Annotated in this window: 19 protein-coding genes and 1 pseudogene; 9 read left to right on the forward strand and 11 right to left on the reverse strand. The window is 75.7% G+C overall.

The genetic code is table 11. The features are described from left to right. Positions 1 to 457: 457 nt before the first annotated feature. Together ACFY15_RS22305 and ptsP are read left to right on the forward strand one after the other, a co-directional pair. Positions 458 to 907 (forward strand): PTS glucose transporter subunit IIA, encoded by a 450-nt coding sequence (locus tag ACFY15_RS22305; protein ID WP_390688747.1) that lies wholly within the window; start codon positions 458 to 460, stop codon positions 905 to 907. 77 nt (positions 908 to 984) lie between these two features. Next, positions 985 to 2,655, forward strand: coding sequence for a phosphoenolpyruvate--protein phosphotransferase (gene ptsP / locus ACFY15_RS22310; RefSeq protein ID WP_390688746.1), 1,671 nt, complete (start codon positions 985 to 987; stop codon positions 2,653 to 2,655). A gap of 86 nt (positions 2,656 to 2,741) precedes the next feature. Here ptsP and ACFY15_RS22315 read toward each other — a convergent pair whose 3' ends face one another. Together ACFY15_RS22315 and ACFY15_RS22320 are read right to left on the reverse strand one after the other, a co-directional pair. Continuing rightward, positions 2,742 to 3,674, reverse strand: coding sequence for a hypothetical protein (locus tag ACFY15_RS22315; RefSeq protein ID WP_390688745.1), 933 nt, complete (start codon positions 3,672 to 3,674; stop codon positions 2,742 to 2,744). 70 nt (positions 3,675 to 3,744) lie between these two features. After that, on the reverse strand, positions 3,745 to 5,721 hold the full coding sequence (locus ACFY15_RS22320) for an acetoacetate--CoA ligase (RefSeq protein WP_390688744.1): 1,977 nt from the start codon (positions 5,719 to 5,721) through the stop codon (positions 3,745 to 3,747). Between the two features lie 209 nt (positions 5,722 to 5,930). On the opposite strand from ACFY15_RS22320, the gene ACFY15_RS22325 reads away from it, so the two are divergent. Next, positions 5,931 to 8,279 (forward strand): TIM-barrel domain-containing protein, encoded by a 2,349-nt coding sequence (locus ACFY15_RS22325; protein WP_390825986.1) that lies wholly within the window; start codon positions 5,931 to 5,933, stop codon positions 8,277 to 8,279. Positions 8,280 to 8,492: 213 nt separating this feature from the next. Here ACFY15_RS22325 and ACFY15_RS22330 read toward each other — a convergent pair whose 3' ends face one another. Then, the gene (locus tag ACFY15_RS22330) at positions 8,493 to 9,002 is read right to left on the reverse strand and encodes an NUDIX domain-containing protein (protein ID WP_390688742.1); all 510 of its coding nucleotides are present in this window, start codon (positions 9,000 to 9,002) and stop codon (positions 8,493 to 8,495) included. A 125-nt stretch (positions 9,003 to 9,127) separates the two neighbouring features. Here ACFY15_RS22330 and ACFY15_RS22335 point away from each other — a divergent pair, with 125 nt between their 5' ends. Next, the gene (locus tag ACFY15_RS22335; protein ID WP_390825987.1) at positions 9,128 to 9,577 is read left to right on the forward strand and encodes a Zn-ribbon domain-containing OB-fold protein; all 450 of its coding nucleotides are present in this window, start codon (positions 9,128 to 9,130) and stop codon (positions 9,575 to 9,577) included. After that, on the forward strand, positions 9,574 to 10,764 hold the full coding sequence (locus ACFY15_RS22340; protein WP_390688740.1) for a lipid-transfer protein: 1,191 nt from the start codon (positions 9,574 to 9,576) through the stop codon (positions 10,762 to 10,764). Before ACFY15_RS22335 ends, ACFY15_RS22340 begins: the two co-directional genes overlap by 4 nt. Before the next feature lie 206 nt (positions 10,765 to 10,970). Here ACFY15_RS22340 and ACFY15_RS22345 read toward each other — a convergent pair whose 3' ends face one another. The 4 genes from ACFY15_RS22345 to ACFY15_RS22360 are packed head-to-tail and all read right to left on the reverse strand — an operon-like array spanning position 10,971 to position 15,429. Continuing rightward, positions 10,971 to 11,597, reverse strand: coding sequence for an ATP/GTP-binding protein (locus tag ACFY15_RS22345; protein ID WP_079424832.1), 627 nt, complete (start codon positions 11,595 to 11,597; stop codon positions 10,971 to 10,973). Next, positions 11,578 to 12,030, reverse strand: coding sequence for a DUF742 domain-containing protein (locus ACFY15_RS22350; RefSeq protein WP_390825988.1), 453 nt, complete (start codon positions 12,028 to 12,030; stop codon positions 11,578 to 11,580). The genes ACFY15_RS22345 and ACFY15_RS22350 overlap by 20 nt, the downstream gene beginning before the upstream one ends. Positions 12,031 to 12,040: 10 nt before the next feature. Further along, entirely contained in the window at positions 12,041 to 12,478 is a 438-nt protein-coding gene (locus tag ACFY15_RS22355; protein ID WP_042818290.1) for a roadblock/LC7 domain-containing protein, read from the reverse strand. Continuing rightward, positions 12,475 to 15,429 carry a nitrate- and nitrite sensing domain-containing protein gene (locus ACFY15_RS22360; protein ID WP_390688738.1) on the reverse strand — a complete coding sequence of 985 codons (2,955 nt, stop codon included), beginning with the start codon at positions 15,427 to 15,429 and terminating at the stop codon, positions 12,475 to 12,477. The genes ACFY15_RS22355 and ACFY15_RS22360 overlap by 4 nt, the downstream gene beginning before the upstream one ends. A gap of 345 nt (positions 15,430 to 15,774) precedes the next feature. Between ACFY15_RS22360 and ACFY15_RS22365 the strand changes: the two are divergent. After that, positions 15,775 to 16,101: pseudogene (locus tag ACFY15_RS22365) on the forward strand (hypothetical protein); the annotation flags it as partial. A 118-nt stretch (positions 16,102 to 16,219) separates the two neighbouring features. On the opposite strand, the gene ACFY15_RS22370 reads toward ACFY15_RS22365, so the two are convergent. The 4 genes from ACFY15_RS22370 to ACFY15_RS22385 all read right to left on the reverse strand — a co-directional run bounded on the left by ACFY15_RS22370 (position 16,220) and on the right by ACFY15_RS22385 (position 23,959). Next, on the reverse strand, positions 16,220 to 20,878 hold the full coding sequence (locus ACFY15_RS22370) for a hypothetical protein (protein WP_390688737.1): 4,659 nt from the start codon (positions 20,876 to 20,878) through the stop codon (positions 16,220 to 16,222). Between the two features lie 86 nt (positions 20,879 to 20,964). Next, positions 20,965 to 21,870 carry a hypothetical protein gene (locus ACFY15_RS22375; RefSeq protein ID WP_390688736.1) on the reverse strand — a complete coding sequence of 302 codons (906 nt, stop codon included), beginning with the start codon at positions 21,868 to 21,870 and terminating at the stop codon, positions 20,965 to 20,967. Continuing rightward, positions 21,867 to 22,412, reverse strand: a complete 546-nt coding sequence (locus ACFY15_RS22380; protein WP_390688735.1) for a hypothetical protein — start codon at positions 22,410 to 22,412, stop codon at positions 21,867 to 21,869. Before ACFY15_RS22380 ends, ACFY15_RS22375 begins: the two co-directional genes overlap by 4 nt. Continuing rightward, the gene (locus ACFY15_RS22385) at positions 22,409 to 23,959 is read right to left on the reverse strand and encodes a hypothetical protein (protein ID WP_390688734.1); all 1,551 of its coding nucleotides are present in this window, start codon (positions 23,957 to 23,959) and stop codon (positions 22,409 to 22,411) included. The genes ACFY15_RS22380 and ACFY15_RS22385 overlap by 4 nt, the downstream gene beginning before the upstream one ends. 95 nt (positions 23,960 to 24,054) lie before the next feature. Between ACFY15_RS22385 and ACFY15_RS22390 the strand changes: the two genes are divergently transcribed. From ACFY15_RS22390 to ACFY15_RS22400, 3 genes are read left to right on the forward strand one after another with little or no spacing between them, the layout of a single operon-like run. After that, a complete protein-coding gene (locus ACFY15_RS22390) occupies positions 24,055 to 24,834 on the forward strand; it encodes a LamB/YcsF family protein (RefSeq protein WP_390688755.1) in 780 nt (259 codons plus the stop codon). Then, positions 24,831 to 25,448 (forward strand): allophanate hydrolase subunit 1, encoded by a 618-nt coding sequence (locus tag ACFY15_RS22395; RefSeq protein WP_390688733.1) that lies wholly within the window; start codon positions 24,831 to 24,833, stop codon positions 25,446 to 25,448. The genes ACFY15_RS22390 and ACFY15_RS22395 overlap by 4 nt, the downstream gene beginning before the upstream one ends. Before the next feature lie 14 nt (positions 25,449 to 25,462). Then, a complete protein-coding gene (locus ACFY15_RS22400) occupies positions 25,463 to 26,335 on the forward strand; it encodes a biotin-dependent carboxyltransferase family protein (RefSeq protein WP_390826035.1) in 873 nt (290 codons plus the stop codon). Positions 26,336 to 26,514: the final 179 nt, after the last annotated feature.

Here is a 26,514-nt window from a genome sequence, read left to right on the forward strand (position 1 = left end):
CGACTCTATCAGACTCTTTCGTGTCCGACTTCCTCGGCGCTTTCCAGGTTCTTCGCTTTCGCGTTTTCCCTTTCCGGCGGTTCCGACTCTATCAGTGCTTTTCCTTCTCTCCGGCCACTCTGCGTCGCGCCGGAATGGCGCGCCGAAAAGGAGTGGAGATCGAGATCGTCACTGCTGAGGAGGGGTCCCGTCCATCGACTGTTCGCGAGATGTTCACACGACACGTCTCGGCGGGAGTCACGACAGTACAGGCCCGCTGGAGCGCAGGCAAATCGATTCACGCATATGGTCTAGTCCACCGGTCTAGTCCACTAGTCTCCGTGTTCAAGGGTCAGTCCGGATCGGGAACGACATCGGGCGAACCCGTACAACCTGTGCAATATCCTTCAGACCAGTTACGCCGTTCGCGACATGCGGTGACGGCGACACGAAGAAGCCCCACCCCTGGGAGGCCCCCATGACCAGCGTGACGTCCCCACTCGCCGGACGCGCCATCGGACTCGCGGCAGTGCCCGACCCGGTGTTCTCCGGCGCCATGGTGGGACCGGGCACCGCCATCGATCCCGTGCGCGAGGCCTCCGAGGCGGTGTCCCCCGTCGACGGTGTGGTCGTCTCCCTGCACCCGCACGCGTACGTCGTCGTCGACGCCGAGGGCCACGGGGTGCTCACGCACCTCGGGATCGACACCGTCCAGCTCAACGGCGAGGGCTTCGAGCTGCTCGTCAACAAGGGCGACACCGTGACCCGTGGCCAGGCCGTCATCCGCTGGAACCCGCAGGCCGTCGAGGAAGCGGGCAAGTCGCCGATCTGTCCCGTCGTGGCCCTGGAGGCAACCGCCGACTCCCTCGGTGACCTGAACGAGGACGGGGACGTCAAGGCCGGCGACGTCCTCTTCAGCTGGCAGTGACACATCCGCCTGCTCCCGCGGGCGCGTCGGAAATCCACCGCGGCGGCTGCGGCCGCCGCTCAATCGGAGACGGTGAAATGGAGACAACGCTGCGAGGCGTCGGCGTGAGCCACGGTGTGGCGATCGGCGAGGTGCGGCACATGGGTACGGCCGTACTGGAGCCGCCGGCGAAGCGGATCGCCGCGGACGAGGCGGAGCGCGAACAGGGGCGCGCGCGTCAGGCCGTGGAAGCGGTGTCGGCCGACCTGATGGCGCGCGGCCAGCTGGCGGGCGGCGAGGCCCAGCACGTGCTCGAGGCCCAGGCGATGATCGCCACGGACCCCGAGCTGATGTCGGACGTGGACCGGCGGATCGTCGTCGGCAGCACCGCCGAGCGCGCCGTCTACGACGCCTTCGCGTCCTACCGCGACCTGCTCGCGGGGGCCGGCGAGTACATGGCCGGGCGCGTGGCCGACCTGGACGACGTGCGCAACCGGATCGTGGCACGCCTGCTGGGCGTGCCGATGCCGGGTGTGCCGGACAGCGACGAGCCGTACGTGCTGATCGCGCGGGACCTGGCCCCCGCGGACACGGCGCTGCTGGACCCGGCGCTGGTGCTCGGCTTCGTGACCGAGGAGGGCGGGCCGACCAGCCACAGCGCGATCCTCGCGCGGGCGCTGGGCGTGCCGGCCATCGTGGCGCTGCCGGGTGCCGGGGAGATCGCCGAGGGCACGGTCATCGCCGTGGACGGCAGCACCGGCGACCTGTTCGTCGAGCCGACCGCCGAGAAGCGGGCCGAGCTCGAGGCCGCGGCGGCGGAGCGGAAGGCGGCACTGGCCGCCTCCTCCGGTCCGGGTGCCACCTCCGACGGGCACAAGGTGCCGCTGCTGGCCAACGTGGGCGGTCCGGCGGACGTGCCGGCCGCGGTGGAGGCCGGGGCCGAGGGCGTGGGCCTGTTCCGCACCGAGTTCCTTTTCCTGGACGACAGCAAGAAGGCTCCGTCCGAGGAGAAGCAGATCGAGGCGTACCGCAAGGTGCTGGAGGCCTTCCCCGAGGGCCGTGTCGTCGTGCGCGTCCTGGACGCGGGCGCCGACAAGCCGCTGGACTTCCTGACGCCGGCGGACGAGCCGAACCCGGCGCTGGGTGTGCGTGGTCTGCGGACGCTGCTGGACCACCCCGAGGTACTGCGGACGCAGCTCACGGCGCTGGCGAAGGCGGCGGAGGGGCTGCCGGTCTACCTGGAGGTCATGGCCCCGATGGTGGCCGACCGCATCGACGCGAAGGCGTTCGCGGACGCCTGCCGCGAGGCCGGTCTGCGGGCGAAGTTCGGGGCGATGGTGGAGATCCCCTCCGCCGCGCTGCGGGCGCGCTCGATCCTGCAGGAGGTCGAGTTCCTGTCGCTGGGCACGAACGACCTCGCGCAGTACGCCTTCGCCGCCGACCGTCAGGTGGGCGCGGTGTCGCGGCTCCAGGACCCGTGGCAGCCGGCGCTGCTCGACCTGATCGCCCTGTCGGCCGAGGCCGCCAAGGCGGAGGGCAAGAGCTGCGGTGTCTGCGGTGAGGCCGCGTCGGACCCGCTGCTGGCCTGTGTGCTGACGGGTCTGGGTGTCACCTCCCTGTCGATGGGTTCCGCTTCGATCCCGTACGTGCGGGCGACGCTCGCCAAGTACACCTTCGCGCAGTGCGAGCGCGCGGCGGCGGCCGCGCGGGCCGCGGACAGCGCCGAGGAGGCGCGGGTGGCCGCGCAGGCGGTGCTGTCGGGCGAGTAGCCGGACGCGTGTCGTGACGATCGAGGGGCCTTCGCCGACGGCGGGGGCCCCTCGGTCGTTCCCGGGGGGCGGGTCGGGGGCCGGCCTCAGGCGTGGGGGCCGGGGCCGTCGACCTCGTAGCCGGGGCAGTAGTCGACGCCCGGTTCCGGGGGGACGGGTTCGCCGCTGTCGGCGTCCGTGCAGTAGGCGTCGAACACGGCGGCGGCGGAGAGGGCCACCAGGCGGCCGCGGTCCAGGCGCCAGCCGTGGACCCGGTCCGGGGCGCCCCCGGTCGTGCTGCGCAGGACCAGTCCGCCGGCGCCGCCGAGGGCGAGGCCGGCGGCCAGGACGGTCACGAAGTCGAGCTGGTCGCGGCCCTCCGCGCGGAGCGGGCCGCCGGGTTCGGCGGGCGCCTCGGCGTGCAGGGCCGCGATGAGCTGCTCCGTCTCGGTGGGGACGCTGCACACGAGGTGGTGGTGGCCGGGGCCGGCCCCCTCGACGAGGCGTTGAAGGAGGGCGGAGGCGCGCTCGAAGGAGGCCCGGCCGATGTCCTCGCCGCAGTCCGCGCACTCCCCCGCTCCGGCGAGCAGCGCGCCGGCGTACTCCCAGGTGGCCTGGCGGACGGCGGCGTCGATGAGGAGGGGCAGGAGTTCCTCGACGGGCTGGCCGGCGTAGGGCAGGGCGGGTCCGCAGGCGAGTTCGGCGGTGAAGCGCGTACGGGTCGGGGCGCTGTCCGGGTCCAGTCCGTGTTCGGCGCAGTACTCGGCGTATTCCTCCGGGTCGAAGAGGGCGACGGTGGTGTGGATGCCCTGGGCCGCGAGGGAGCGCAGCAGGGCGTCGACGTGGTGGAGGTAGTCGGCGTATTCGTCGTGGTGGCCGAAGGCGAAGCTGCGGTAGTCCCGCATGGCCGCGAAGTCCCGGGCGTCGGCGAGGAGGCCGACGGTGCTGGGGACCTCGCGGCGCAGCTCACGGTGGAGGCGGGAGGTGGTGTTCCCGCCGCGTGGGGTGTCGTGGTGCGAGGTGTCGGGTGTGGTGTTCATGGCTCCCCCTGAGTGGCGCGCCGGACGGCGCGACGGCTTGCTCACTCACGGTAACCACGACCACTGACAGTCACCTCCGGGTGCGGCCGAGTTCCTCGTAGAAGGCCAGCAGGTCCGGGTTGTCGACCGAGCCGGGGTTGACCGCCTTGGCCATCGGGGCGCCCTGGAGGAGGCGCTTGACGGGGACCTCGATGCGCTTGCCGGTGAGGGTGTGCGGGACGGCCGGGACCTCGATGACCTCGTCGGGGACGTGGCGCGGGGAGAGCTGTTCGCGGATGGTCGCGGCGATCTTCTTGCGCAGGGCCTCGTCGAGGACGGCGCCGGGGGCGAGATGGACGAAGAGCGGCATCCAGTAGCCGCCGTTCGGCTCCTCCAGGCCGATGACCAGGGATTCCTTGATCTCGGGGAGGCGTTCGACGGCCTCGTAGATGTCGGCGGAGCCCATCCGGACGCCCTGCCGGTTGAGGGTGGAGTCGGAGCGGCCGTGGATGACGACGGAGCCGCGGTCGGTGATCGTGATCCAGTCACCGTGCCGCCAGGCGCCGGGGAACATCTCGAAGTAGCTGGCGCGGTAGCGGCTGCCGTCGGCGTCGTTCCAGAAGTGGATCGGCATGGAGGGCATGGGGGCCGCGACGACGAGCTCGCCGACCTCGCCGGTGAGGGGCTTGCCGGCCGGGTCCCAGGACTGGAGGTCCGTGCCCAGGCAGGCGGCCTGGAGCTCGCCGATGTGGACCGGGAGGGTGGGGACGGCGCCAGCGAAACAGCTGCACACGTCGGTGCCGCCGCTGACGGAGGCGATCCACAGGTCCTCGGCGACCTCGTCGTGGAGCCAGCGGAAGCCGTCGGGCGGAAGCGGGGAGCCGGTGGTGGCCACGCACTTGACGGCGGAGAGGTCGAAGTCGCGGGACGGGTGCACCTCGGCCTTCTTGCAGGCCATGACGTAGGCGGCGGAGGTGCCGTAGAGGGTCGCCCCCGTGCGCTCGGCGATCCGCCACTGGGCGCCGGTGTCGGGGAAGCCGGGGCTGCCGTCGTAGAGGACGACGGTGGTGCCGGTGAGGAGGCCGGAGACGAGGAAGTTCCACATCATCCAGCCGGTGGAGGTGTACCAGAAGAACCGGTCCTCGGGCCCGAGGTCGCAGTGCAGGCCGAGCTGCTTGAGGTGTTCGAGGAGGATCCCGCCCTGGGACTGGACGATCGCCTTCGGTGCACCGGTGGTGCCCGAGGAGTACAGGATCCACAGCGGGTGGTCGAAGGGGACGGGCTCGAAGACCGGCTCGGCGTCGCCGGAGGTCAGCTCCGACCAGGCGCGGGTGCCCTCGGGGGCGGGGGTGCCCAGGAGCGGGATGTGGACGACGGCACGCAGGGAGGGGAGCCCTTCGCGCAGCTCGGCCACCGTGTCGCGGCGGTCGTGCTGCTTGCCGCCGTAGCGGTAGCCGTCGACGGTGAACAGGACGACGGGTTCGACCTGCTCGAAGCGGTCGAGGACGCTGCGGGCGCCGAAGTCGGGGGCGCAGGAGGTCCAGACACCGCCGACGGCGGCGGTGGCGAGGAGGGCCACGACCGCTTCGGGGATGTTGGGGAGGTAGCCGCTGACGCGGTCTCCGGGGCGTACGCCGAGGGCGCGCAGCTCGGCGGCGAGGGAGCCGACCTGGCGGCGGAGTTCGGACCAGGTGACAGGGACCGGCTCGTGGGTCTCGTCGACGTGGAGGAGGGCGGGGTCCTGGGCGCGGGCGGGGTCCTCGGCGGCGCGCAGGGCGTGCTCGGCGTAGTTGAGGGTGGAGCCGGTGAACCAGTGGGCGCCGGGCATGGAGCGCTCGGCGAGGACGCTCTGGTAGGGGGTGGTGAACCGTACGTCGAACCACTCGGCGACGGCCTGCCAGAAGATGTCGAGCTCGTCGACGGACCAGCGCTGCAGGGCCGGGTAGCCGCCCTCGGCGGGGGCGTCGAAGTGCTCGGCGGCCCAGGCCTGGAAGGCGGTGACGCGGGCCGCGGCGATCCTGTCGGGGCTCGGGGACCAGAGGGGTTCCGGCTGGGTGGCAGAGGTCATGGGTCGGCTCCCGGTCAAGTCTGTGGCTCGCGCTTCGTGTGCGTACGGTGCCACCGCTGCGTCGGTGTGCACGCGGCGGCTCACAGGGACGATGCCATGTGATCGACATCCGCACCAGAGCCGTCCGCGGCGGCCGGGGTGTTCCTTTCCCGGGTGAACGGCAGCTGAACGCCGCCCGCTCGGCGGGGGGCCGGTGGCAGGGTGTCGCCATGGACGGTCGTGAGCTGGTGCGTGCGGTGAAAGAGATCGGTACGGCGCGTGGGCGGCGCGCCTGGCGCGCGGCGTTGCGGCACCGGCGGACGGACGCGGAGGTGCTGCCGGCGCGGGGTGCGGAGCGGGCGCGGGTGCCGGGGCTGCTGGAGGGTACGGAGCCGCGGCCGGGCGGGGGCGTGCTGCGGTTCGCGCGCAGCGAGCTGACGGTGCGGGTGGGCGTGGGCGGCGCGGTGTTCTGGGGCTGGGACGGGGCGGGGCCGGAGCCCTCGTACGCGGTGCTGGGCGGGGGTCCGGAGCCGGACCCCCGGGCGGTGCTGGAGCCGGACACCGGCGGCGGCTGGCGGGTGGTGTCGGAGCGGGTGACGGTGGCGGTGTCGCGGCACGGGGCGGTGGAGGTGCGGACCCCCGGCGGGGCGGTGCTCCGGCGGGAGCTGCCCCCGCGCTGGTGGGATCCGGCGGAAGGGGCCGCCGGGGGCGGTTCACGGTGGTCCCAGCGGGCGGAGGTGCCGGCGGACGCCCGGTTCTTCGGGCTGGGCGGGCGGGCGCGGGGGCCGCGGCTGCGGGACGGGGAGTACCGGCTGTGGAACACCGACCCGAAGGGCGGGTTCGGGCCGGGCACCGATCCGCTGTACATCACCATGCCGGTCCAGGTGGTGGTCGCGGACGCGGGGACGCACCTGGCGTTCTACGACAACACCTGGGACGGGCGGGTGGTGCTGCGCGAGGGCGAGGAGGGGGCCGGTTCGGGGGCGGACCGGCCCGGGTCGAGCGAGCTGCGCCTGGAGGGCGGGCCGCCGCGCTGCTGGGTGCTGGTGGGTACGCCCGGACGGGTGGCGCAGGGGTGGGCGGGGCTCACGGGGGCGCCTGCGGTGCCGCCGGAGTGGGCGCTGGGGTACCAGCACGCGCGGTGGGGGTTCGGGAGCGCGGCGGAGGTTCGGCGGGTGGTGGCGGGGTACGCGGAGCGGGGGCTCGCGCTGTCCGCCGTGCACCTGGACATCGACCACTACGACGGGCACAGGGTGTTCACGGTGGACCGGGAGGCCTTCCCCGATCTGCCGGGGCTGGCCCGGGAGCTGCGCGCGGCCGGGGTGCGGCTGGTGTCGATCGTGGACCCGGCGGTGAAGGCGGGGGACGCGGTGCACGCCTCGGGGCTGGAGGTCGGGGCGCACGGGGCGTTCGTGCGGGACGCGCGGGGGCGGGAGGTGCGGGGGGAGGTCTGGCCGGGTGAGTGCGCCTATCCGGACTTCACCGATCCGGCGGCGCGGGAGTGGTGGGGCGGGCTGTACGGGGAGCGGCTCGCACAGGGCTTCTCGGGGTTCTGGCACGACATGAACGAGCCGGTGTCGTTCGCGCCCTGGGGGGACGCGACGCTGCCCCGGTCGGCGCGGCACGTGCTGGACGGGGCGGGCGGCGACCACCGGGAGGGGCACAACGTCTACGCGCTGGGGATGGCGCGCGCGGGGTGGGAGGGCCTGGTGCGGCTGCGGCCGGCCGAGCGGCCGTTCCTGTTCTCCCGGTCGGGGTGGGCGGGGATGCAGCGGTACGGGGGCACCTGGTCCGGTGACGTGGAGAGCAGCTGGGAGGGGCTGCGGGCGTCGCTGGCGCTGGTGCTGGGGCTCGGGCTGTGCGGGGTGCCGTACTCCGGGCCGGACGTGGGGGGCTTCGGGGGCTCGCCGTCGCCCGAGCTGTACCTGCGGTGGCTGGAGCTGGGGGCGTACCTGCCGCTGTTCCGGACGCACTCGGCGATCTGGGCGGGGCGGCGGGAACCGTGGGAGTTCGGGCCGGAGGCGGCGGAGGGCGCGGCGCGGGTGCTGGCGGAACGGGAGCGGCTGCGGCCGTACTTCGTGACGCTGGCGCACGTGGCGCGGCGGACGGGGGCTCCGTACGTGCGGCCGCTGTGGTGGGGGGCGCCGGAGGACCGGCGGCTGCGGGACTGCGAGGACGCGTTCCTGCTGGGGGACGCGCTGCTGGTGGCGCCGGTGCTGGACTGCGGGGCGGACCGGCGGGCGGTGCGGCTGCCGCGGGGGCGCTGGTACGACACGGCGACGGGGGCGGCGCACGAGGGGCCGGGGCAGGTGCTGCTGGACGCCGCGCCGGGGCGCACCCCGGTGCTGGCGCGGGCGGGGTCCGTGCTGCCGGTGCGGCGCGCGGACGGGACGGTGGGCCTGGAGGCGTGGGCGCCGGCCCGGGGGCGGACAGGCGGCGGGGTGGTGATCCGGGATCCGGGGGCGGGGTTCGAGGCGGGCGAGGTGGAGCGGTACACCGTGCGGTGGGCCGGGGAGGCGGTGGTGGTGGAGGACGAGGCGGGCGGGCTGGTGAGCGGGGTGGAGGTACGGGGGGTGTAGGACCGCAGCCCCTGCCCTGGCCGGGCGAGAAGCGGGACCGGGCGTGACCGGGGGCGGGACCGGGCGTGACCGGGGGCGGGACCGGGGCGGGCCCTCCGCGTCGGATGGCCGCTGCCCGGGCGGAGGCGGGGCGGGCCCTCCGCGTCGGACGGCCGCTGCCGGGGGCGGGGGCGGGCCCGGGGCGGGGACGGGTGGTCGACCCGCCCGGCGGGGTCAGGCGTAGTGGCCCGCGAACCAGGAGGCGGTGGCCCGGGTGTGGAGGGGAAAGGCCAGTTCCGCCGGGGTGTGGAGGACGTGCCAGCCCGTCGTCTCGTCGGTGGGGACGGAGGGCGGGAGGGCGGAGGCCGGGCGGGGCGGGAGGAGGCCGAAGACCAGGAGGTGGCCGTGCGGGGAGCTGAGGACGTCGGCGAGGGTCACCTCGGCGGCACGGGCCTCGATGCCGGTCTCCTCGCGGAGTTCGCGGACCACCGCGTCGCGCCAGTCCTCGCCGAAGTCGATGAACCCGCCGGGCAGGGCGACCCCGCCCTTGGCGGGTTCGATGGTGCGGGTGATGACCACCAGGCCGGTGCCGGAGGCGTCCTCGACGGGGAGCAGGGCGACGGCCACCGGGAGCGGGTTGCGGTAGGCGACGGTGCCGCAGGCGGCGCAGGCGCGGGGCCAGTCGGTGGTGTCGAGCGGAGCTCCGCAGGTGGAGCAGTGCGAGTCCCTCAGGTGTTCCGGCATGCGGCGATCGTATGCCAAGGGGTTTGAGGGTGAAGGGGGTTGGGCCTCCGGTCGGGACCGGTGACCCGGGGCCTCCGGCGTGGCAGACTGCTGACGAATCGTCAGATACGGTTTCGGGAGGGGTCTTGGCACGCACACGTACACCCGTGGTGAGCGGATGGTTCGCCGATACGCCCGGCGGCTTCCGCCTCCTCGGTACGAAGTGCTCCGCCTGCAAGGCGGTGTTCTTCCCGCGCGAGGACGCGTACTGCCGCAATCCGCACTGCCCCGGCGGCGGTGCGCTCGCGGAGGTGCCGCTGTCGCCGCGCGGCCGCGTCTGGTCCTACACCGACGGGCGCTACCGCCCGCCCGCCCCGTACGTGTCCGACCCGGCCGCGCCCTGGGAGCCGTACACACTGGTCGCGGTGGAACTGGAGGCCGAGGGGATGGTCGTGCTCGGGCAGGCGGCGCCCGGGGTGACGGTGGCGGACCTGGCGGTCGGCATGGAGGTGGAGGTGGTGGCCGGGGTGCTGGACGAGGACGCCGGGACCACCAGCGCGACCTGGCGGTTCAGGCCGGTGGAGGGGGCCCGGTGAGCGGGGACGTGGCCGTGCTGGGAGCCGGTATGCACCCGTGGGGCAAGTGGGGCCGCAGCTTCGTCGAGTACGGGCGGGCCGCCGCGCGGGCGGCGCTCGACGACGCCGGACTGGAGTGGACCGACGTGCGGTCCGTCGTCGGCGCCGACACCGTGCGCGGCGGGTACCCGGGCCATGTCGCCGGGGCCACCTTCGCGCGGGCGCTCGGCTGGCAGGGCGCCCGGGTGACCAGCGTGTACGCGGCCTGCGCCTCCGGGGCCCAGGCCATCGGGGCGGCCCGGGCGCAGATCCTCGCCGGGCTGGCCGACGTGGTGCTGGTGGTGGGCGCGGACGCGGCGCCGAAGGGGTTCTTCGCCCCGGCCGGCGGCGACCGGCCGGACGACCCCGACTGGCTGCGGTTCCGGCTGCTCGGGGCGACGAACCCGGCGTACTTCGCGCTGTACGCCCGCCGCCGGATGGCCCTGTACGGGGACACCGGCGAGGACTTCGCGCAGGTCAAGGTGAAGAACGCGGCGGCCGGGGCGCTCAACCCGAACGCCCGCTACCGCAAGGCCGTCACGGCCGAGGAGGTGGCGGCGTCGGTGGTGGTCGCCGATCCGCTGCGGCTGCTGGACATCTGCGCGACCTCCGACGGGGGCGCGGCGCTGGTGCTGTGCGGCATGGACTTCGCGCGGGCGCGCGGGGTGGCCGACCCGGTGCGGATCCGGGCGGTGTCGACGGTGACGCCCACCTATCCGCGTACCGTCCTGGACCTGCCGGACATCGCCACCGATTCGACGGTGGCGGTGCCCGCGGCGGCGGGCTCCTTCCGCGCCTCGATCGCCCGGGCGGCGTACGAGGAGGCGGGGCTGGGGCCGGAGGACCTGTCGCTGGCCGAGGTGTACGACCTGTCGACCGCGCTGGAGCTGGAGTGGTACGAGGACATCGGCCTGTGCCGTGAGGGCGAGGGGGCCAAGCTCGTCCGGGAGGGGGCGACCGCGCTCGGCGGACGGGTGCCAGTCAACGCGAGCGGGGGGCTGGCCTCCTTCGGTGAGGCGGTGCCCGCGCAGGCCATCGCCCAGGTGTGCGAGCTGACCTGGCAGCTGCGGGGGACCGCGGGGGCCCGGCAGGTGCCGGGTGCGCGGGTCGGGATCACCGCGAACCAGGGGCTGTTCGGGCACGGGTCGGCCGTCGTGGCGGTGCGCTGAAAGCTGCGGGGGCGCCTCCACCAGCGGGGCGGCGGGGCGGGCAGAACTGCTGTCGCCGCAGTGCTTGACGCCCCCGGGCGGCGGGTCGACACTCGTCCCCACGGTCCCGCGCCGGCGCGCGCGGGGAACCTCGCAGCCCCCCATGAGAGCCGCGGCCCGTACCCCAGTCGGCGGGGGTACGGGCCGCCTCCACGCGTGCCGTGCGGTCAGGCTCCGGCCGTGAGGCTCGCCCGGCGGGCCCGGGCCAGCGACATGGCGTGTTCGACGACTCCCACCAGCACGTCCTTGACCGACTCGCGGTCCCGGGCGTCGCAGAGCAGCACCGGTACCTCGGGGTCGAGGTCGAGCGCCTCGCGGATGGTCACCACGGGGTGGCGTTCGGCCCCGTCGAAGCAGTTGACCGCGACGAGGAAGGGAAGGCCGCGCCGCTCGAAGTAGTCGATGGCGGCGAAGCAGTCGGCGAGCCGGCGGGTGTCGGCCAGGACGACGGCACCGAGCGAGCCCTGGGAGAGCTCGTCCCACAGGAACCAGAAGCGGTCCTGTCCCGGGGTGCCGAAGAGGTACAGCACCAGGTCCTCGCGGAGGGTGATGCGGCCGAAGTCCATGGCCACGGTCGTGGTGCTCTTCTGCTCCACTCCCCCGGTGTCGTCGATGCCGACGCCCGGTTCGGAGAGCGTCTCCTCCGTCCGCAGCGGACGGATCTCGCTCACCGCACTGACCAGGGTGGTCTTTCCCACCCCGAAGCCTCCCGCGACCAGGATCTTCAGAGTCAGCGGTTCGACCGGCGAGACGGCATGCATCGCACCGGTGCGGCTAGAGCGCCCGAAGGCCATCGATCACCTCACGCAGAATGGATTCGTCGGGCAGTTCGGCCGGGGGGACCGGCCGGGTCACATGGACCAGTTCGTCGTCGACGAGGTCTCCGATGAGGACCCGGATGACGCCGATGGCGAGGTCCAGGTCCGCGGCGAGCTCGGCGACGGACTGCGGGCGTTCCCGGCACAGCCCGAGGATGTGGGCGTGTTCCGGGGACAGGGTCAGGTCCCAGACCGGATCGTCGGCCGCCGGTTCGGCGGCGACGAGGGCGATCAGGTCGAGGCGGTGCTGGGCGGGGTGGCGGGTCCGGCCGCGGGTCATGGCGTACGGGCGTACGACGGGCCCCGCTTCGTCGTCGAACCAGTGCGGGTGGCCGCTCCCGTGCGCCGCGCCGGGGTCCTGCGCGGGTCGCGGGGAGTTCGGGAGGTGGTCGTGGCCTGGATCGCTCATACGGTCCGACTCACCCTCCGGCTGGCAGCCCGGTGCGCGGGGCGGTCGCCAGGTGGTCGCCGACGCGCTTGACCATGAGGGTCATCTCGTACGCGACCTGGCCGACGTCGGAGTCGGAGTCGGAGAGCACGGCCAGGCAGCTGCCGTCGCCGGCGGCCATCACGAACAGGAAAGCCTCGTCCAGCTCGACGACGGTCTGGCGGACCCGGCCGGACTCGAAGTGCCGGCCGACGCCCTTGGCCAGGCTGTGGAAGCCCGAGGCCACGGCGGCCAGGTGCTCGCTGTCCTCGCGGGTGAGGTCCTTGGAGCTGCCCGTCGGCAGGCCGTCGCCGGAGAGGACGACCGCCTTGCGGATGCTGGCGACCTTGTCGACGAGTTCGTCGAGGAGCCAGTTGAGCGGGCCGGGGCCGCGGCCCCTGCTGTCGTTTCCGTTCTGCGGTGCGGTCATCGACCGTCCCCTTCGTTCTCGTGCGCGGGACCGGTGGCGGCGGGGGTGCCGCCCGCGGTCTCGGACTGCTGCGGTGCCTGCTGCCGGTCTTGGTGTTCTGCGTACTCTCTGCGGCCCGCCGTCCAGCCGCGCTGGAGCGCGGACATACGGGCGCGCACGTCCTCGGCGTCGCGGTCGGTCGGCGGCGTCTCGGGGGCTTCGGGTCCGACGGGCGCCTGAGCGTTCTTCAGCTGGGGCGCGAGGTTCGCCTGGCGGACCCGGCGGGGCAGCCCGCCCGGGCCGGCGGCACGGGGCTCCGCGGGGGCGGGCTCCGGCCGGTCCGGGGCCTTCAGGCCGGACGGACGGGGGTCCACGCGGCGGCCGTGCTCGGCGACCAGGGTCGGGGTGGGGCGCCGGCGGGGCAGCGGGACGGCCCCGGAGCGGGGTCCCTCGGGACGGACCGCGTCCAGGTGCGCGCGCTCGGCGCGGACCGGGCCGGTGGGGGCCGGGGCGTCCCGGTCGGCGCCCCGGGTGCGGTCGGCGGCCCCGCGGCCGCGGGGCCGGCCGGTGCCCTCCGGGTCGGTGTCGCGGGCCCGGCCCCAGTCGCGGTGCCGTTCGGCGCCGCTGTCGCCGGTCCGGTCGCCCTTCCAGGTGCCGCGCTCACCGCCGCGCTCACCGCCGCGCCGGTCGCCGTCGGGGCGGCCCGCGGTGCCCAGGCCCAGCAGGACGCTGCGCGGGGTGCCGCCCGGCGGGGTCTCGTCGTCGAGGCTCGCCATGGGCGGGCGGCCGCCGACCCCGGCGACGCCGGTGATCGTGTCGTCCAGGTCGGCGAGCCCGTCGAGGCCCTCCAGTCCGTCCGGCCCCTCCAGTCCGAGGACTCCCAGCGGGCCCTCCAGCTCGACGGGGCCGTTGAGCACGCCGGCCGGCAGCGGGCGGGCCGACGGGGCCCGGTCGAGGGCGCCGGGCGAGGGGCGGCCGGAGCCCCGCGCGCCCGCCGCCGCCTTGATGCCCTTGACCGTCGCGGCCCCCCTGGTCGCCCGTACGGCGTCGAGGCGGATGCCGCCGCCGTTGGTGTCGGGGGCCTCGGTGAGCAGGTCGGCCGGGAGGAAGACCACGGCGGTGGTGCCCCCGTACGGACTGGGCTGGAGGGCCACCTTGATGCTGTGGCGGCGCGCCAGGCGGCTGACCACGAACAGGCCGAGCCGGTCGGTGTCGGAGAGCTCGAACTCGGGGGTCTCGGCGAGCCGGAGGTTCGCGTCGAGGAGGGCCTCCGGGTTCATGCCGAGGCCGCGGTCGTGGATCTCCAGGGTGAAGCCGTTGGCGACGCGCTCGCCGTGGACCTGGACGGCGGTGTGCGGGGGCGAGAACACCGTGGCGTTCTCCAGGAGTTCGGCGACCAGGTGGGTGACGTCGGCGACGGCCGGGCCCTCGATGCCGATGCGCGGCAGGCGGCGCACCTCGATGCGCTCGTAGTCCTCGACCTCGGCGACGGCGGCCCGGACCACGTCCATCAGCTGGACGGGCTTGCGCCACTGGCGTGAGGGGGCGGCGCCGGAGAGGATCACCAGGCCCTCGGCGTGGCGGCGCATGCGGGTGGTCATGTGGTCGAGGCGGAACAGGTCGGCGAGTTCCTCGGCGTCCTCGGTGCGCCGTTCCATGGTGTCGAGGAGGGTCAGCTGGCGGTGCAGGAGCACCTGGTTGCGGCGGGCGAGGTTGACGAACACCTCGGAGACGCCGCGGCGCAGCTCGGCCTGCTTGACGGCGGCCTCGACGGCGGCGCGCTGGAGGCTGTTGAGGGCCAGGGCGACCTGGCCGACCTCGTCCTTCTCGAACTCCAGGCGGGGCGCCTCGGTCTCGACGTCCACGGTCTCCCCGGCGGCGAGGCGGCGCATCACGCTGGGCAGGCGGACGCCGGAGGCCTCGTGGGCGTCCTTGCGCAGCCGGGAGAGGTCGCGGATCAGGTCGCGGCCGATGCGGACGGACAGGACGAGGGAGACGGCGAGGGCGATGAAGCCGAGGATGCCGGCGACGGCGGCCTGGACGAGGACGCCCTTCGCGACGGGCTCGACGCGCTTCTGGTAGCGGTCGCCGGCGGCGGTGCCCATGGTGGCGAGGTCGTCGAGGACCTTGCGGGCGGCCTCGTCCCACTGGGCGGCGGTGACGGTGCGCGGGTTCTTGACGGCGCCCGCCGCGATGAACCGTTCCTCCGTGTCGCGCAGGGCCTTGCTCTCGGGGCCGTTCCAGTACCGCTCGAAGAGCTTGCGGTCGTCGGCCGGAAGGATCGCCAGGTTGAACTCGTAGAGCAGGCTGCGGTTGGCCACGAAGGTGGACACGCGGCGCACGTCGTTGGCGGCGACACTGCCGGCGGCGAGGGTGGAGGCGATGACCGCGTCCTCGCGGGAGAGGGTCTCGCGGGCGCGGGTGATGCCGACCAGGGCGCGGCCCTGCTTGTCCATCTCCACGTTCTCCAGGGCGTGGAGGTTCAGGAGGAAGTCGTAGCAGGGGTCGACCAGCCGGCTGTAGAGGTCGAGGGCCTGGGTGGGGTCGAGGCTGTTGGCGTCGACGGAGCGGCGCAGGGCGGCGATGCCGTGGAAGGCGTCGAGGATGGAGCTCAGGCGCTGCCGGGTGGCGGAGCTGAGCTCGTCGAGCACCTCGGGGTCGGTGGCGTTCGCGGTGATCTTGCGGACCATCGCGTCGGTGGCGGTGCGGCTCCTGGTGAGCTCGGCGGTGGCCGCGGCGGCGCGGGGGTCGCCGAGGACGACGAGGGTCTGGCGGCGCTCCTTCTGGATGACGCGGACGACGTCCTCGATGGGGTAGCCGACCTTGTCGATGACGTAGGCGACGTCGAGCAGCTGCACGGCTTCGCGGCCGGTGATGATCGTCGAGAAGCCCCAGAGGGCGGTCAGGGAGACGAGCGGCACCAGGAGCAACGCCACGATCTTCCGGCGGATCGACTTCCCGCGAAAGCGCATGGCCTCCCCAGCCTCCCCCAGCTCAACCCCGTTGCGAGGGGTCGGTGTTCCGTCGTTTAAACGGCGTGAGCCTACTACTGCCGGGGAGCGGCCTCGAAGGCGTGTCCGGACGTTTTCGGCCTGACCCCTGGACGAAGATCACGAGTTGTCCGATACTTCCGGTCAAGTCCGGCCCGATATGTGGCAGATGACACTTGGTGGGGTGTCGGTTCCCGGATTCGGATGGATGGCTGGAACTCTCCGGAACTCGACGGTCCGGACCGGTCGGGGCGGGTGGACCGTCCGGGATGCGGGAACCTGCGGTCGGGACCGGTCGTTGGGCCCGGGTGGTGAGCGGAGCGGACCATGAGGATGTACGACGAGGAGCACGACACGGTGTCGGAGGCGGCCGGGCGGGGCCTGTGGGTGGAGGAGCCGGCCCGGCGGCGGCGCATGCCGGATCCGGTGCGGGCCTCGGCGGTACGGGCGGTGCTGGTCGTGGCGGTGACACTGACGGAGGCGTCGGCGACCTTCTTCCTGGTGCTGACGGGGTCCTGGCTGGCGCTTCCGATGGTCCTCGGGGGGATAGCGGGGACGGTGGTGGCCACATGGGCCGTACTGGACGTGTGGATCACGCGGCAGATGTGGAACCAGCGGTACGGGGTGGTGTCGGAGCCGAGCAGTGCGGCCCGGGGCGACGGGCCCTGGGCGGCGCCGTCGGCCGACGGCCGGTGGGCCCGCTGACGGCGCCCTGCCGTCGGACGCCGGCGGGCGGGAGTGCCCGCCGGCGTCCGGGAGTCCGGCCCGCGGCCTAGGCGGGTGCGGAGCGGCGGAACATGCGGGTCGCCGTGATCTCGCCGTGGATGGCCTCCGGCTCCTGGGTGGGCTGCGGGAGCCCCGGGCGCAGGTGCTCCTCCACGCTGATGTACTTCAGGCCCGCCCTCAGGTCGGCGTCGTTGCGCAGGCGGATGACCAGCGGGAACTCGGCCAGGGCCGTGGTGTCGAAGAGGCCCGTGGTGTACAGGAGCTGGACGCCGAGGGCGTCGGACACGGCCCGCTGGAGCTCCAGCAGGTACGTGGCGTTGGCGCGCCCGATCGGGTTGTCGAGGAACAGCGTGCCCGCGTGGCGGTGCTTGTCGCGGCCGCGGTCGTTGCTGCGCAGGGCCGCCATCGTGCAGTAGAGGGCGATGGCGGCGGTGAGCAGCTGGCCGCCGGAGAAGACGTCGCCCATCTGGCCGACGGGTACGCGTTCGGCGCGCAGGACGGCGTCCGGCTTGAGGATCTCGACGGCGATGCCCTTGGGTTCGAGGGCGGCCTGAACGCCCCTCAGGAGCAGGGACATGCCGTCGCGGCGGCCTTCGCCGAACGCGGCGTTCTTCTTGACGGCCGTGCGGGTGGCCTCGTCGATGACCTCGCCGAGGCGTTCGGTGAGGGTCGCCTGGTCGGGTTCCTCGAAGCGGATGCGGAGGAACTCCTGGCCCGACCACTCGCCGAGGCCCTCGGGGAGCTGGGAGAGGCGCTGGGCGGAGCGGAGGGTGGCCAGGGCGGACTCCACCAGGCCGCGCAGCCGGTCGACGATGCTGTCGCGGTTGCGCTCCAGCTGGGCGAGCTCGTCGGTCAGGACGCGCAGGCGCGGGGCGAAGGCGGCCGCCCAGGCCGCCGCGTGCTCCGGCAGGGCGGAGGCGGGCAGTTCGCGGATCTGCTGGCGGGCGGGGGTGCGCACCTGCTCGTAGCGGTTGGCGTTGGCGTGCCGGACCAGGACGTCGCTCGCCTCGCGGACGGCCGCCTCGGCGGCGGAGAGGTCGGCGGAGCAGGCGCGCAGCGAGCGGCGGGCGTCGGTGGCGGACTGGCGGGCCTCCTCCAGGGTGCCCCGGTGGGGTGCCGGCTCCTGCTCGTCCTCCGGGTGGGTGTGGTCGCGCAGCAGGTCCCGCAGCAGGGCGGCGGTCTCGTCGAAGCCGCCGGCGCCGTCCTCGGCGGTGCGGTGGGCGCGCAGCAGGTCGGCGTGGGCGGCCCGGGCGCTCTCCACGGCGGCCGAGTGCGCGGCGAGCTGGGCCGTGGCGGTGCGCAGCAGGCCCTGGGCCTGCTCGACGTCGGCCGGGACCAGTTCCTCGGGCAGCTCGGTGTGCGCCTCGCCGTCGGCGGGGGCGTGCCGTTCGGCCTCGCCGCGCAGCCGGCCGAGCTGCTCGCTCGCGGCGGAGGCGCGGGATTCCAGCATCTGCACGAGGGCCTCGGCGCGGGCTGCGGCGGCCTGGCGGGAGGGGCCGTCGGCGCCGTCGGTGCCCTCCAGGAGCTGGGCGGCGCGGGTGCGGACCTTGTTGGTGAGCCGGTCGAGTTCGGCGAGGGCGGCGCTCTCGTCGCTCTCGGCGCGGGCCTGTTCGGCGCGCAGGTCGGCGCCGACGCCGACCTTCTCGTACACCTGGGATGCGGCCCGGTAGGCCTCGCGGAGGTCGGGCAGGGGCGCGCGCGGGCCCTCGCCCTCGGGGAGCTGGTCGGGGGCGCCGGCGATCTCGGCGCGTTCGGCGCGCAGGGCGCGGGCGGTGCGGCGGGCGTCGTCGGCGGCGCGCTGGGCGGCGCGGCGGTCCTCGTCGGCGGCGCGGGCGCGGTCCAGGCAGACCTCGGCGCGGGCCTCGGACTCGGCGGCCTCGTCGGCGAGCTCGCGGACCTTCGCCTGCCAGCCCGCGCGCTCGCGCAGGCGGTGGGCGAGGCCGGCGAGGGCGTCGGCGGCCCGGCGGGCGCGCTGGGCGGTCTCCTGGCGCTCGTCGCGGACCCGGGCGGCGTCCGCGGCGGCCTCGTCGGCTTCGGCGCGTACGGTACGGGCCTCCGTGAGCTCGGCGTCGGCCTCCTCGGCGAAGGCGCGGGCGGCGGCGGCGTGTTCCGCGAGCTCCGCGAGGCGGCCGGGCGGGCAGCCGGTGCGCCAGGAGGCGAGGCGGGCGGCGAGCTCGCGGTCGCCGGCGAGGCGGGCGGCGAGCTCGCGGATCTCGGTGTCGCGGGCCGTGGCGCGGGCGCGCAGGGCCTGGCGCTCCTCGTCGGCGGCGTGCTCGTCGTGCATGGCCGGGTTCGGCGGTACGAGGAAGACCTGGTCGGAACCGTCGGCCGGCGGGACGGGCGCCAGCAGGGCGGCGGCGGTGCCGACGGCGACGGTGGAGCGCGGCAGCAGGGCGGCGCCGGAGAGCACCTCGCGGGCCCGGCTGTGGGTGTCGGGGTCGGTGATGACGACGCCGTCGACGAGCTCGGGGCGGGCGGCGAGCACGGCGGCGTGGTCGGCCGGGGCCACGGACTGGGCGAGGTAGCGCCAGCCGGGCAGGGCCGGGATGCCGTGTTCGCCGAGGTACTCGACGGTGGCGAGGACATCGGGGCCGGGCGGGAGCAGGCCGCCGTCGCCGAGGGCGCCGAGGATGCGGGAGTCGTCGGCGGCGGCGGTGCGCAGCTCGAACAGCTGGCGTTCGGCGGAGCCGACGGTGTCGGCCAGGAGCTCGGCGAGGGTGTCGGCGCTGCGGTCGAGGTCCTCGGCGGTGAGGGCTCCGGCGGGCGCGGTGACGGCGGGGGCGGCGCCCGGGGCGGTGCGGGCCGCCGGGGCGTCGGCGGTACGGCCGGCGCGCGGGTGCGGGAGGAAGGCCTCGGGGACCGACGGGAGGCCGAGCAGCTCCGCCAGGCGCGGGGACGCGGCCAGGGACTCGGCGGCGCGGCGCTCCGCCGCATGGGCGGCCTCGGCCGCGTCGGCGGCGTCGGCGGCGCGGGCGGCGGTGAGCTCGGCGCGGGACTCGGCGCCGGCGGCCTCGCGGGCTGCTTCGGCGGCGGTGCGGGCGGCCTCGCGGGACTCGTCCCAGGCGGCCACGGCGGTCTTCTCGGCGTCGCTGGCGGCCAGCGCGGCGCGGGCGGGGTCGGCGTCGGGGGCGGTGTCGTCGAGCCAGCCGGCGCGGACGGCGTCGGCGGTCTCCTGCTCGACCTCGGCGAGGCGGGCCCGCAGGTGTTCGGCCTCGCTGCGGGCGCGCTGGGCGGCGGTGGCGGCGGAGGTGGCATCGCGGTGGGCGGTCTCGCCGACGGCCTGGAGCTCGGCGGAGCGCTCCTCCTCCTCGTTGGCGGCCTGCTCCCCCTGCTCGGCGGCGGTGTGCAGGGCCCGTACCAGCTCGGCCGCGGCGGTCGCGCGGGCGGCGAGCGCCGGGGCGGCGTCCCGTTCGGCCTCGCGGATGGCGGCGGCCACGCGGGCGGAGCGGTCGGCGGCCGCGCGGTGGCGCAGGACGGTCTCGGCGGCCTGCCAGGCGGAGTGCAGGGTGCGGGCTTCGAGGAGCTCGCGGCGCTGGGCGGCGGCGGCCTTGTCGGCGACGGTCAGGGCCAGCGAGGCGTGCCGATAGGCGAGTTCGGCGGAGACCGCGGCGCTGCGGGCGCGCTGCTCCTCGGCGGCGGTGACGGCGTGGGCGGCGCCGGTGACCTGCCGGGCCAGGTCGGCGGCGCGGCCGCGTTCCTCGGCGGCGCGGGCGGAGAGCCGACGGGCGAGGGTGCGGGTGCGGCGTTCGGCGCCGGCGTGGACGTCGCGCAGCCGGGCACGGGTCTCGGCGGCCTCCACGATGCGGGTCAACAGGTCGACGGAGCCGGCGGTGAAGTCGCGTTCGGCCATCAGCTCGGCGCGGCGGCCGAGCTTGTTGCCGAAGCCGTGGACCAGGTCGGCGAGGCCGTCGGTGTCGCGGGTGTCGGTGACGGCGCGCAGCAGCAGGTCGGTGAAGTCGGAGTCCTTCTTGACCGCGAAGAGGCCGGCGGCCTCGCCCTCGTCGGCGTTCATCTCGCGCTGGTAGCGGAAGAGTTCCGGGTCGAGGCCGAGTTCGGTGAGGTGCTCGTTCCAGCGGTCGTGGATCTCCTCCCAGGACACCTCCAGGTGCGGGTAGGCCTTGCCGGCCTCGGTGATCGCGTCGCGGAAGCCCTTCATGGTGCGGCGGCGGCCCTGGGCGCCGGAGGCACCCTCGACGGGCGGGCGCACGGAAGTGGCCTCGGCGACGGGGAGGTTGTCCAGGCTCAGCCCCGGGCCGGGGCGGAAGGAGTACCAGGCCTCGGCGAACTTGCGGGGGTCGTTGGAGACCTGGCGGCCGCGCCATTCGCTGACCTTGCCGACGACCACGCACTCGCCGGTCCGGGTGTGCTGCCACTCCAGGGCGACGTGGCCGCAGTCGTCGGCCAGGAGGAACTTGCGCAGCACGCCGGAGCTGGCGCCGCCGAGGGTGTTGCGGTGGCCGGGGAGCATGACCGAGAAGATCAGCTTGAGGAGGACGGACTTGCCGCCGCCGTTCTCCAGGAAGAGCACGCCGGCCGGCGCGGGGCGGCGGGGCGGGCCGGTGGGCTCGTCCTCGAAGAACTCCGCCTGGGCGGGCGCCGGGTGGGGTACCGGCTCGCCGACTCCGCGCAGGTCGAGCACGGTGTCGGCGTAGCGTGCGCCGGCGGGCCCGATGGAGTAGAGGCGGATCCGGGACAGCTCGTACATGGCGGCGGACTCTCGTGGTTTCTCGGTACGTTCGGACAGCGCGGGGCTCGGACGTGGGGGTGGGCGGGGCGCCGGGGCGGGGGTGCTCAGGCGTGGAACGGGAGGCCGGCGTCGGCGGCGAGTTCCAGGTCGTCGCCCTCGGGCGGCGGCAGGAGGGTGGCTGAGCCGTCGCTGACGGGCACCACGCCGAGTTCGAGGAGTTCGGCCATGGCCGCGCTGCCCGCCATGTCCCGGACCTGGAGCTGGTAGCGGGGAGTGGTGCGGTAGGTGCCGCCGGCGTCGTCGCCGGTGCGCTGGAGGAAGCCGGACTCGGTGAGGAAGGCGGCGGCCTTGCCGACGATGCCGGTGGTGGAGCCGGCGAGGCGGCGGGCGTCCTTGGTGGCGCCGGTCGCGCTGCGGCGGGCGTAGACGCGCCAGGCGGCCTCCAGGCCGGGCGCGTCGGAGGCGGGGTCGGTGTTCTCGCCGAGCTCCTCTGCGCGCTCCTCCAGGCGGCGGCAGGTCTGCCGGACGAAGGCGTCGACGCCGTTGACGGTGATCCGGCCGATGTAGCCGTCGTCGGCGAGGTCCTCGGGGCGGGGGAAGGCGAGGGCGGCGACGGCGAGGTGGGCGAGGCCGTGGAGGAAGCGGTCGGCCCCGTCGGCGGCGGTGCGGCGGGCGTAGTCGCCCATGCGGACGGCGAAGACGGAGTCCTCGCCGGCGGCGACGGCCATGCCGGCGCGGGGGGACACCTCCAGGACGACGAGGCCGAGTCCGGTGGCGACGGCGTCGGCGAGCCGGCCGAAGGCGGGGTCCTCGCGGTAGCGGCGCAGCAGCTCGGCGTACTCGGCGTCCCGGGCGGGGAGCAGCTTGGGCTGGAGGCCGAACCCGACGAGGCGGGCCGCGTCGGCGGCGTCGGCGGGCGTCAGCGCGGCGGGTCCCGCCGCGGGCGCGGCCGGGACCGGCGCGCCGTCGGGCTCGCTCCACGCGGGGTACTCGGCGTGGTGGTCGCTCACGGGTGGGTCTCCTCGGCGGTGCGGTGGGCCTGGCGGCGGGGTCGGTGGTGCGGTGCGGCGGCGTCGGCCCGCCGGGCGGGACGGCCCGGGGTGGGTACGACGCCGGGGGCCGGGCGGCCGTGGTGGTCCGGGCGGCTGCCCGACCGCCCGGCCGGGGCGGGCCCGGGACCGTCGGCCCGCCGGGCGGGGCGGCGTGCGGCCGGGCCGACGGCCCGGCCGCGGGTTCGGTGCGCGTCGGCCCGCCGGGACGCGCGGCGCGCGGCCGGAGCCGGTGCGGGGCGGCCCGGGGCGGGGGTCCCGGGCCGGGCGGCCGGAGCCGCGGCGGCATCGCCGACGGGAACCACGGACCGGCCGGGGCCCGCGGACGGGACCGACGTGAGGGAGGGACCGCGGCCGACGGCCGGGCGCCGGGCAGCGTCGCCGACGGGAGGCACGGACGGACCGCGGCTGGCGGCCGGGCCCCGGACGGGGGCGGCCGGAGGCACGGACGGCTCGTGGCGGGCGGCCGGGGGCGGGGCGGAGGCGGAGGCGGGCGGGGTCATGAGGGCTCCGCGCGGTCGGCTGCCATGCCCGCCGCGTCGAGGAGGGCCGTGCCCACGATCAGGTCGGCGCCGCCGAACTCCGGGTCCTCCAGCGGGGTGCCGTCGTCCACCGCGAACAGCAGGCGCTCCTCCCCCTGGCGGTACGCCGTGCCCACCGCCGGGCTCGCGGCGTGGACGGCGAGCAGGGCCACCAGGTACGGCAGGTCGGGGTCCTCGCGGCGGGCCTCCGCGAGCAGGCCCGACAGGCGGCGGGGGGCATCGTGCGGGAGGTCCAGCAGGCGGGTCGCGGCCGCGAGCTGCTCCTCGCTGAAGCGGCTGTCGTCCGGAGTCGCGATGAGGTCGGGCTCCGGCATCTCCGCGCCGAGGTGCTCCCGCTCCAGCGGCGGGGTCAGCAGGATCTCCACCAGGTCCGCGACCCGTACCGAGACGGGGGTGCGGAAACCGGTGCCGGCCGCGAAGAAGGCGTCGGTGACCCGGGTGGCCGCGGCGACGGGCAGCGGCAGGAGCGGGGCGACCAGCTGCCCGTACAGATCGATCCCGGAGCGCGCGGCGGGCGCGGCGAAGGCCTGGCGGTCCTGTTCGGCGCGGAAGAGCGGGCCGGCGTCCAGCAGCCGGGACTGGAGCTGGGTGTGCCGGCGGATGCAGTCCTTGACGATGTCGACGAGCTCGGCGGCGCGCCGCTTGTTCTCGGGGTCCTCGGCCTCGTCGCGCGCCTTGCGGATGTTGGTGAGGATCGCGTTCTCGTGCCGGTAGCGGTCGGCGACGTGGTCGAGGGCCTCGGCGATCATGTCCGGGACGGCCTGGAGCCAGTCGACGGCGCGGACGTTGCGCCGGGTGGCGTCGAGCGTGCGGCGCAGGGTCTCGGCGTACTGGACGGTGCGGTAGCGGGCCTGCTCGGCGGCGAGCTGGGCGTCGGCGAGCCGGCCCCGGCTGATCAGGACCTCCAGCTTGACCTCGGCGGCGATCTGCGCGCTGGTGACGTCGGTGTCGAGGGCGCCGACCAGGACGTTGACCGCCTCGTCGGTGGTGCGCAGGTACACCGCGCCGCCGTGGCCGGGGACCTCCTCGATCAGCTTGAAGTCGTAGTCCCGGCGGACGTAGACCCCGTCGGCGCCGAAGGTGCCGTAGATCGCGCGGAAGCCGCGGTCGACGCTGCCGACGTTGATCAGGTTCTCCAGCACCCAGCGGGCGACGCGCTCGTGCTCGGCGGCCGGCCGGTCGGGGGTCTGGGCGGCGACGCGGGGCAGCAGCCTGGCCACTATCTGCTCGTGGTCGGCGCCCGTGTCGAAGTCCATGTTCAGCGTGACCAGGTCGATCGCGGACAGCGCGACCTCCGCCATCGCGTAGACCCCGTACTCGCCGGCCAGGTTGGCCTTGCGTACGTCGAGGTCGTGGAGCGGGGCGGTGCAGGCGAGGGCGCGCAGCCGCCGGGCGAGGCCCTCGTCGGCGGCCGGGCCCGGCGCCGGGGAGGGAAGGGTCTTCGCCGGGGCAGGGAGAGTCACGTCGAAAAGACTAGGCGGTGTCACGGACAACATCCCAAACGGCATGGTTCGGCCGGATCGTCCCCGGCTCCGCGGAAGGCCGCGGAAGGACTCTGCGGCGCGCGGCTCGCGCGCTGTTCTACGCTCGCCGCATGGCTTCCATGATCACATCCCCAGCGGCCGCGATCGACCTCAACGCCGACCTCGGCGAGGGCTTCGGGCGGTGGACGCTCACGGACGACGAGGCCCTCCTGTCGGTGGTCACCAGCGCGAACGTGGCCTGCGGCTTCCACGCCGGCGACCCTTCGATCATGCGCCGGGTGTGCGAGCTGGCCGCCGCGCGGGGCGTACGGATAGGCGCGCAGGTCTCCTACCGGGACCTGGCCGGTTTCGGGCGGCGGGCGATGGACGTGCCCGCGGCGGAGCTGGCGGCCGAGGTGGCGTATCAGATCGGGGCCCTGGAGGTGTTCGCACGGGCGGCCGGGTCCACGGTGGCGTACGTGAAACCGCACGGCGCGCTGTACAACCGCACGGTCCACGACGCGGACCAGGCCGGGGCGGTGGTCGAGGGGGTCCGGCTGGCCACCGGGGAGGCCGGGCTGCCGGTGCTGGGGCTGCCCGGGTCGGTGCTGCTCGCCGCGGCCGCGGAGGCCGGGCTCGGGGCCGTACCGGAGGCGTTCGCCGACCGGGCCTACACGCCGCGGGCCACGCTGGTGCCGCGCGGGGAGCGGGGGGCCGTGCTGCACGACCCGGACGCGGTGGTCGCGCGGGCCGTCCGGATGGCCGCGCAGGGGGAGGTCACGGCCTCCGACGGCTCCCCGGTACGGGTCCGCGCGCGCTCCCTGTGCCTGCACGGGGACACCCCGGGGGCCTCGGGGCTGGCGCTGCGGGTCCGGGAGGCGCTGGGGGCGGCGGGCGTGCCGGTGGAGGCGTTCGCGTGAGGGCCCTGGGGGTGGGCAGGGAGGCACTGCTGCTGGAGGTGGACTCGGCCGGGGAGGCGGCCGCGCTCCACGCCGAGCTGCTGCGCCGGCGGGAGGCGGGCGAACTGGGCGCCGTGCGGGAGGTGGTGCCGGCGGCGCGGACGGTGCTGCTGGACGGGGTGCGGGAGCCGGAGGCGCTGGCCGCGCGGATCGCCCGCTGGGAGGTGCCGCCGCTCGCGGAGGCCGGGGGGCCGCTGGTCACCGTGCCGGTGCGGTACGGCGGGCCGGACCTGGCGGAGGTGGCAGGCGCGTGGGGCGTCGCCGAGGGGGAGGTGGCCGGGCTGGTCGGGGGGATCGAGTTCCGGGTGGCGTTCTGCGGGTTCGCGCCCGGCTTCGGCTACCTGACGGGTCTGCCGGAGCGGCTGTGGCTGCCCCGGCGGGCCACGCCCCGTACGGCGGTCCCGGCGGGATCCCTCGCGCTCGCCGGGGAGTACGCGGGGGTCTACCCGCGCTCCTCCCCCGGCGGCTGGCAGCTGGTCGGTTCCACCGACGCGACGCTGTGGGACCCGGCGCGGGAGCCGGCGGCGCTGTTCGCGCCGGGGATGCGGGTGCGGTTCGAGGAGGCGGGGGCATGAACGGGAGCGGGGGCATGAGCGGGAGCGGGCTGCTGGTGGTGCGGGCGGGGGCGCTGACCACCGTGCAGGACCTGGGGCGCCCCGGGTACGCGCACCTGGGCGTGCCCCGGTCGGGCGCCCTGGACACGGCCGCGCATGCCCTGGCCAACCGCCTCGTCGGCAACACGGCGGCGGCCGCCACCCTGGAGACCACCCTGGACGGCGTCCGGCTGCGCGCCCTGGCGCCGGTGACGGTGGCCGTGACGGGCGCGCCCTGCGCGATACGGGTCTCGGGGCGGCCGGCGGCGTGGGGCGCGCCGGTGCGGCTGCCGGCGGGGGCGGAGCTGGACGTGGGCCGGGCGGGGGCCGGGCTGCGGTGCTACGTCGCGGTGCGCGGGGGGATCGCCGCCGCGCCGGTGCTGGGGAGCCGCTCGACCGACCTGCTGTCGGGGCTGGGCCCGCCGGTCCTCGCGGAGGGGGCGGTGCTGGCGGTGGGGGCGGCGGGGCCGTCCGCGGTGTCCGGGGCGGACGCCCTGCGGGTGCCGGGGCCGCCGGTGGCGGAGCTGGTGCTCCCGCTGCGGCTCGGGCCTCGGGCGGACTGGTTCACGGGGGCCTCGCTGGCGGCGCTGCTGTCGTCCGGGTACCGGGTGTCCCCGGCCTCGAACCGGGTCGGGCTGCGTACGGAGGCGGGGCCGGTGCTGGCCCGGGCGCGGGAGGGGGAGCTGCCGAGCGAGGGCATGGTCCTGGGAGCGGTACAGGTCCCGCCGGACGGGCTGCCGGTGGTGTTCCTGGCCGACCATCCGGTGACCGGGGGGTATCCGGTGGTCGGGGTGGTCCCGCCGGGCCCCGCGCTCGACGCCGCCGCGCAGGCCCGTCCGGGGGTGGCGGTGCGGTTCGTCCCCGCCTGATCTCCGGGAGCGGCCCGGGGCCCGGTGCGGGTGTGCCGCTGCGCGGGGCGAGGTCCCCTGCCCGCCCGGCTCCCCCAGCCACCGTTCCCACGGGCTCCGCCCCTGACCCACGCCTCACATGCCGGCGGCGCTGAAGGATTCCGGGTTCCGCCCCGGACCCGGCCCCGGACGCTCCTCGC

Origin of the sequence: Streptomyces sp. NPDC001373 (genome assembly GCF_042895815.1) — a bacterium.
Lineage (GTDB): Bacteria > Actinomycetota > Actinomycetes > Streptomycetales > Streptomycetaceae > Streptomyces.

Excerpts from the sequence above, each read along its gene's own strand:
- ACFY15_RS22305 (WP_390688747.1), top strand. The coding sequence starts at position 458 with ATGACCAGCGTGACGTCCCCACTCGCCGGACGCGCCATCGGACTCGCG.
- ptsP (WP_390688746.1), top strand. The coding sequence starts at position 985 with ATGGAGACAACGCTGCGAGGCGTCGGCGTGAGCCACGGTGTGGCGATC.
- ACFY15_RS22315 (WP_390688745.1), bottom strand. The coding sequence starts at position 3,674 with ATGAACACCACACCCGACACCTCGCACCACGACACCCCACGCGGCGGG.
- ACFY15_RS22320 (WP_390688744.1), bottom strand. The coding sequence starts at position 5,721 with ATGACCTCTGCCACCCAGCCGGAACCCCTCTGGTCCCCGAGCCCCGAC.
- ACFY15_RS22325 (WP_390825986.1), top strand. The coding sequence starts at position 5,931 with ATGGACGGTCGTGAGCTGGTGCGTGCGGTGAAAGAGATCGGTACGGCG.
- ACFY15_RS22330 (WP_390688742.1), bottom strand. The coding sequence starts at position 9,002 with ATGCCGGAACACCTGAGGGACTCGCACTGCTCCACCTGCGGAGCTCCG.
- ACFY15_RS22345 (WP_079424832.1), bottom strand. The coding sequence starts at position 11,597 with ATGGCCTTCGGGCGCTCTAGCCGCACCGGTGCGATGCATGCCGTCTCG.
- ACFY15_RS22350 (WP_390825988.1), bottom strand. The coding sequence starts at position 12,030 with ATGAGCGATCCAGGCCACGACCACCTCCCGAACTCCCCGCGACCCGCG.
- ACFY15_RS22355 (WP_042818290.1), bottom strand. The coding sequence starts at position 12,478 with ATGACCGCACCGCAGAACGGAAACGACAGCAGGGGCCGCGGCCCCGGC.
- ACFY15_RS22360 (WP_390688738.1), bottom strand. The coding sequence starts at position 15,429 with ATGCGCTTTCGCGGGAAGTCGATCCGCCGGAAGATCGTGGCGTTGCTC.
- ACFY15_RS22370 (WP_390688737.1), bottom strand. The coding sequence starts at position 20,878 with ATGTACGAGCTGTCCCGGATCCGCCTCTACTCCATCGGGCCCGCCGGC.
- ACFY15_RS22380 (WP_390688735.1), bottom strand. The coding sequence starts at position 22,412 with ATGACCCCGCCCGCCTCCGCCTCCGCCCCGCCCCCGGCCGCCCGCCAC.
- ACFY15_RS22385 (WP_390688734.1), bottom strand. The coding sequence starts at position 23,959 with ATGCCGTTTGGGATGTTGTCCGTGACACCGCCTAGTCTTTTCGACGTG.
- ACFY15_RS22390 (WP_390688755.1), top strand. The coding sequence starts at position 24,055 with ATGATCACATCCCCAGCGGCCGCGATCGACCTCAACGCCGACCTCGGC.
- ACFY15_RS22400 (WP_390826035.1), top strand. The coding sequence starts at position 25,463 with ATGAGCGGGAGCGGGCTGCTGGTGGTGCGGGCGGGGGCGCTGACCACC.